Here is a 6,000-nt window from a genome sequence, read left to right on the forward strand (position 1 = left end):
GGAGGGAATTAAATATGAGTGCAGGCGGTTTAGGCTGTATTTTATTACTTATACTTTTAATACCAGTCGGTTTTATTGCATTAGTCATTCATCTTGTAAGAAAGAATATTCATTAATACACATTTATATATTAAATGATTATAAAAGAAGCTGAGACGCTTCATTAATATGCTCTCTTAAATGTCTACTTTGTAGAGAGCACATCACACATTTAGTCTCAGCTTTCCTAGTCTTCTTTTAAATGTTCAATTGTTTTGAAACCTTCACGATAATTCGCTAATTCTTCCATAATTGCGTACCAATCATTTCCTACTTTCTGCTTTGTACGATGGAACAAGTCGTCTTGAGCTTTATTTAATTTACGAATCAATGCATCGCCCTTGTCCGTAGAATATAATTTCTTCACTCGTCTATCGATTTCAGATGTTTCTTCAATAATTAATCCTTCTTCTTTCAATTTACGTAACGTACCATGCGACCCTTGTTTAGATATTTCTAGTGTGATTAATAATTCTTTAATGGTAATTCCGGGTAACTTATTTATGAAGAATAAAAAACGATGGTGTTGACGACTCATACCATATTCTTCAATAATTTCATCTGCTGTGGTGATAAAAGTTTTGTACGCAAAATAAAATAGCATGTGTTCATAATCATTTTTATTCATCGTCATCTTTACTCTTTCCCTTCCGTCCGTTACCGTTATTATAATAAATTTTGGATATTACGTCATCATTTATAAAAGGAGTTAATTCGAAATATAGGTCAAGTTAGTTGACGTTATTTTACAAAAGGTTTATCGTTTAAAGTGGAATAAAAATACAATACAAAGGTGGAATTGAATATGAAACAACGCGTAGGACAATATTTAATGGACGCAGTTTACGCAGCCGGAGTTGACAAAGTCTTTGGTGTGCCGGGAGATTTCAACCTAGCCTTTTTAGACGATATCATTTCTCATGATCATATAGAATGGATTGGTAATACAAATGAATTGAATGCAAGTTATGCAACAGATGGATATGCACGCATTAACGGATTAGGTGCAATGGTAACAACATTTGGAGTTGGTGAACTTAGTGCAGTTAACGGCATTGCAGGTTCATACGCCGAACGTGTGCCAGTCATTGCCATTACTGGAGCACCTACTCGCGCAGTAGAAGAAGCAGGTAAATTTGTCCACCATTCACTTGGTGAAGGTACATTTGATGATTATCGTAAAATGTTTGAACCTATTACAACTGCACAAGGTTATATCACACCTGAAAATGCTACTACTGAAATCCCAAGATTAATTAATGCAGCAATACAAGAACGTCGCCCAGTACATTTACACTTACCTATCGATGTAGCATTAGCTGAAATTGAAGTTTCAGAAACTTTCCAACCTGAAGCATTACCACAACAAGATGTTCAAAAATATGTAAACATGATTGAAGATAAACTCAAATCAGCATCACAACCACTTATTATTGCAGGTCATGAAATTAATAGTTTCAACTTGCATGAAGAATTAGAAGAAATTGTAGATCGTACGAATATACCTGTTGTTCAATTATCATTAGGTAAAGGCGCATTTAATGAAGAAAACCCTCATTATATAGGAATATTCGATGGCGAAATTGCTGAAGATAAGATTAAAGAATATGTAAACAATAGTGATGCTATTTTAAATATTGGTGCTAAATTAACAGACTCAGCAACAGCTGGTTTCTCTTATCAATTCGATATTGATGATGTCGTAATGATTAATCACAAGAACTTCAAGATGAATGACACAGTTGCAAATGATGTCACATTACCTAGCTTAGTACATGCATTGAAGGGTCTTAATTTTAAAAATGAAAACGACTACCCTCAATACGAAAGACCACAAGCACACAATTATGAACTTAATGATCAACCATTAACTCAAGAAACGTACTTCAATATGATGCAAGATTTCATACAACTGGACGATGTCTTAATTGCAGAACAAGGTACCTCATTCTTTGGTGCTTATGATTTAGCATTGTATAAAGACAATACGTTCATCGGACAACCATTATGGGGTTCAATTGGTTATACATTACCTGCTACATTAGGTACACAAATTGCTAATCCACATCGTAGAAACGTCTTACTTATTGGTGATGGTTCTCTACAATTAACAGTACAATCACTATCTACAATGATTCGTCAAGACTTGAAACCAATTATCTTTGTCATCAACAATGATGGTTATACTGTTGAAAGAATGATTCACGGTATGAAAGAACCATACAATGACATTAAGATGTGGGATTATAAAGCATTACCTGCTGTATTCGGTGGAGACAATGTGGCAGTCCACGATGTAAACAATTCAGAAGAATTAATGCAAGCATTTGAAGATATTAAAGCACATAATGATCGTATGCATTATGTCGAAGTGAAAATGGCTGTTGAAGATGCGCCTACTAAACTTAGCGAAATTGCCAAAGCGTTTGCATCTCAAAATAAATAACTCTTGTGAAAATTAAAACCTATAGAATGATTGCAAAATTAATGCCCTCCTATCAGTTCTTTGATAAGAGGGCATTTTATTTATATAATTTATTAAAATTGTTAAACTACTGAATTACTCAGTAAATTGTGTGATATCTTCTAAGATTTGTTCTGCAGCGATTAATCCACGATGTTTAGCCCATGTTTCACGGTTAACTTCATGAACTCTATTGTTTTTAACTGCATCTAATTGATTCCATGCATCAGACTCTTTAAAGTTGTTGAAATCTTTTTGATTATCTTCATCTACCATAACAATGAGTCGTTCTGGGTTTACATCTGCAACTTTGCTAATTGGTAATTTATGATAATCTGCACCCATGTATTCAGGTAAGTCATTTTCATTTTCTTTGGAAATGCCAGCTTTGAAACCAACATCTTCTAGTAATTGACCTACATATGATTTAGAAGCATGAATTACTAAGTCTTGATCTGTAACGACTGCTGCAATTGTAGCAACATCTTTATCTACACGTACTTTAGAACTTAAATCTTTAATTTCTTTTTCGTGGTTATCGATGATTGTTTTACCTTCTTCTTGTTTAGAAACGACTTTAGCAATATAATCGAAAGCTTCCTTACTTTCTTTATAATCTGCATCGAAACTTTTCACTAAAACTGTAGGAGCAATTGCATTTAAATCTTCGAAAATGGATTCATGTCTATCTACATCTGCAAAAATGACTTGTGGTTCAGCTTTTTTGATATCATCTACGCTTGGCGTTTGACGATGTCCTACTGATTGATAGTTACCTACATTTTTACGTGTTTCTTCATCTAAATTTTCTTTGTTATTATCGTCTGCAATACCAGTTACATTAACATCTAATTTCACTAATGCTTCGGCAAATGAATATTCTAAAGCTACTGCAGATTCAACTGTATCAGGGACTTGTACTGTACCAACATTTTGTTTAATTTCTTTAGTCATGCTTAATATTCCTCCCAAAAATTAATGATAAATTCTATAATGTCTAGTAAATAAGGTTACATATTTTTTATGTCCGTTTTAGACGTATTTAAACATTAAAAATTTTAAAGACGAAAAAAATTGATGACAACGCAAATGGTTCGTTGTACAATTTATTGTACAATCATAGTGATGAAGGAGGACGAGGACATGCCATCCATTAATTATTCCAATGCGCGTCAAAATTTTAAAGAACTTATTTCTAAAGTAAATGAAGACAGTGTAACTTACACAATTACAACGAAAGAAGATAAGAATGCTGTCATTCTAGCTGAGAAAGATTACAATGCAATTCTAGAAACGATGTATCTTCAGTCTAATCCGGCTAATGTGTCTCACCTGAACAAATCTATTCAAGAATTAAACCAAAACGATACGATTACAGTTGAGATTGATGAAAATGAATAAACTTAATGTGACTTTTACAACTCGAGCATTTAAAGATTATCAATTTTGGCAACAACATAATCTAGGAAATTTTAAAAAAATTAATACTTTACTTAAAAGTATTGCCCGAGATGGTTGCATCGAGGGTATAGGGAAACCGGAAGCGCTAAAAGGCAATTATGAAGGTTATTATAGTAGGAGAATCACGATTGAACATCGGTTAGTATACAAAATAAAGAATGATTCTATTTTTATAGTGTCTTGTAGATTTCATTACCTATAATTGCAATCGTTTCGCGTGAAACAGTCAGCTATTGATATTCAAATTTATAAATATTAATGAAACATGAGTGCTATATAGTCATTTACTTTAATAATTAAAATGTTTATATTTAAAGTAAATAAAAATAAAGGGGCTATAATACATATGAATTTGATTAATCAATCTAAAAATCCTTATGCATTTAAAGAAGTTTCTGATAATGAAACGACCATCGCTATGGTGATTTGGTTATTATCATTTTTCACTTCTTTTCTTGGACCGCTCATTATTTGGGCAATAAAAAGAGAAGATTCTGCATTTATTGATCAACAAGGTAAAAATTATCTTAATTTCTTAATTAGTTATCTCATATATACAGTGATTGCAGCTATTTTAGTTTTTCTACTCATTGGCGTCTTATTATTATTCATCCTTAGTATAGTTATAGTTGTCTATTCAATTATTGCAATCGTCTTTGTCTTAAAAGGACAAGATTATGTTGTCCCTTTCACAATAGAATTCATTAAATAAATCAAAATCACGCTAGAACGTAAGCACGTTCTAGCGTGATTCTCTATTATCTATAAACTTTTATCATCTAAGAACTCTTTATCAATGACGTCTTTAGTTATTTCTTGCAATCTTTCTTTAGTCATATTTGCCCCATTGACATAGTGTAATCCATGTTTTTCGGCTAATTGATTCGTGTAATCATGTAAAGGATATACTTTGAAATCCTTCTTAGAGTTCTTGTCATATAAATTGGCTAATTCATAATGATTCACCATACTTCTCCATTTTACGTTTTCCACTTTAACGCCTTTAGGATTTTTCACTAATTTAAAATTGAGACGACCTAATAAATCATTACTTTCATTTCCTGTAGCCTGACCATTTAAGAAATTTCCCAGGGAATAAGCGACAAGTGTTTTATTTCCATCTTTGCCTTCAACCCATTTAACTGGCTCTATCACATGTGGATGCATGCCTAACACAACATCTACACCAGCATCAGCGAAGACTTTAGCATATTTTTCCTGCGTTTTGTTTTGTTTATGTTGTCCTTCATTACCCCAGTGCGCAGATACAATCACTGCATCACTATGTTTTTTAGCCTCTTTAACATCCTTTTTAATTTGTTCCTCATCAAATGTTTTGATTGTATACGGATGTGGAGGTTTAATACCATTTGTCCCAAACGTATAACTTAACATTGAAACTTTTATTCCATTAACTGTCTTCGTCGGAATGTTATCATGTGCCTCTTGAGAGTTAAAAATGCCAGTAAATAATACTTTATCTTTAAACTTCTCCCAAGTATGTATATTATTATTTACGCCCGATTCTCCTTGATCAATGGCATGGTTGTTAGAGCCATTTACAAAGTTAAAACCTGTATCGACTAAATCTTTAGCGATACTACTAGGCGTATTAAAACGTTTAAAACCATGATATGGCCGATCGTCCCCACCTAAAGGGGATTCTTGATTTACATATGCTATATCTGCATCTTGAATATCTTTTTTTACAGGTTCATACATAGGTTTAAAGTTAAAACTATCTTGCCCTGTTTTAGCATCCTTATAAACTTCGGGATGTATTAAGTTATCTCCTACCGCTACGACAGATGCCTCGGTATCTAAATCAGTCGCAAGGGCTAATCCACTTACGAATAAAAATGCCAGAAAGAATATAATTGTAGATATATAATATTTCAACAATAGTTATCGCTCCTATTGAAAAGATTTTATACTTAAAATTAATGAACTTAGCACTTTTATTTTATACTTTGCTAGTTTTGAAAACAATATAATATAGTGTATTTTAACTTTTCTATCTGTTTTTACATTAAATT

The 6,000-nt window shown here is 32.4% G+C and carries 7 protein-coding genes; 4 read left to right on the forward strand and 3 right to left on the reverse strand.

The window, feature by feature from the left end:
- Positions 1-226 precede the first annotated feature (226 nt).
- A complete protein-coding gene (locus tag CD155_RS02220) occupies positions 227-673 on the reverse strand; it encodes a MarR family winged helix-turn-helix transcriptional regulator (RefSeq protein WP_002444594.1) in 447 nt (148 codons plus the stop codon).
- Between the two features lie 171 nt (positions 674-844).
- On the opposite strand from CD155_RS02220, the gene CD155_RS02225 reads away from it, so the two are divergent.
- On the forward strand, positions 845-2,485 hold the full coding sequence (locus tag CD155_RS02225; RefSeq protein ID WP_103212403.1) for an alpha-keto acid decarboxylase family protein: 1,641 nt from the start codon (positions 845-847) through the stop codon (positions 2,483-2,485).
- Positions 2,486-2,599: 114 nt separating this feature from the next.
- Here CD155_RS02225 and CD155_RS02230 read toward each other — a convergent pair whose 3' ends face one another.
- A complete protein-coding gene (locus CD155_RS02230; RefSeq protein WP_103212404.1) occupies positions 2,600-3,457 on the reverse strand; it encodes an ABC transporter substrate-binding protein in 858 nt (285 codons plus the stop codon).
- Between the two features lie 189 nt (positions 3,458-3,646).
- On the opposite strand from CD155_RS02230, the gene CD155_RS02235 reads away from it, so the two are divergent.
- The 3 genes from CD155_RS02235 to CD155_RS02245 all read left to right on the forward strand — a co-directional run bounded on the left by CD155_RS02235 (position 3,647) and on the right by CD155_RS02245 (position 4,676).
- Positions 3,647-3,904 (forward strand): type II toxin-antitoxin system Phd/YefM family antitoxin, encoded by a 258-nt coding sequence (locus CD155_RS02235; protein WP_103212405.1) that lies wholly within the window; start codon positions 3,647-3,649, stop codon positions 3,902-3,904.
- A complete protein-coding gene (locus CD155_RS02240) occupies positions 3,897-4,166 on the forward strand; it encodes a Txe/YoeB family addiction module toxin (RefSeq protein WP_044466383.1) in 270 nt (89 codons plus the stop codon). Before CD155_RS02235 ends, CD155_RS02240 begins: the two co-directional genes overlap by 8 nt.
- Before the next feature lie 144 nt (positions 4,167-4,310).
- Positions 4,311-4,676, forward strand: coding sequence for a DUF4870 domain-containing protein (locus tag CD155_RS02245; RefSeq protein ID WP_103212406.1), 366 nt, complete (start codon positions 4,311-4,313; stop codon positions 4,674-4,676).
- Between the two features lie 50 nt (positions 4,677-4,726).
- Here CD155_RS02245 and CD155_RS02250 read toward each other — a convergent pair whose 3' ends face one another.
- Positions 4,727-5,866, reverse strand: coding sequence for a CapA family protein (locus tag CD155_RS02250; RefSeq protein ID WP_103212407.1), 1,140 nt, complete (start codon positions 5,864-5,866; stop codon positions 4,727-4,729).
- Positions 5,867-6,000 lie beyond the last annotated feature (134 nt).

It is taken from the genome of Staphylococcus caprae (genome assembly GCF_002902725.1).
Lineage (GTDB): Bacteria > Bacillota > Bacilli > Staphylococcales > Staphylococcaceae > Staphylococcus > Staphylococcus caprae.